Annotated in this window: 1 pseudogene; it reads left to right on the forward strand. The window is 65.7% G+C overall.

The features are described 5' to 3' along the window. Positions 1-234: pseudogene (locus IOC61_RS17510) on the forward strand (3-oxoadipyl-CoA thiolase); the annotation flags it as partial. Positions 235-289 lie beyond the last annotated feature (55 nt).

Consider the following 289-nt stretch of genomic DNA (forward strand, 5'->3'; position numbering starts at 1 on the left):
GCCTTCGCCGCCCAGGCGCTGGCCTGCATGCGCGATCTGGGCATCAAAGACGACGACCCGCGGGTCAACCCCAACGGCGGCGCCATCGCCCTGGGCCACCCGCTGGGCATGTCCGGCGCGCGCCTGCTGCTGACCGCGGCCCACGAACTGCAGAAGAGCGGCAAGCGCTACGCCCTGTGCACCATGTGCGTGGGTGTGGGACAGGGCATAGCGACTCTGTTGGAGAGGGCATGATGAGTTGCAAGTCGCGTGTCAGAACCGGCTACTTGAATTCAGGGTTCAAAGTGAG

It is taken from the genome of Halomonas sp. KAO (genome assembly GCF_015595025.1).
GTDB lineage: Bacteria > Pseudomonadota > Gammaproteobacteria > Pseudomonadales > Halomonadaceae > Halomonas.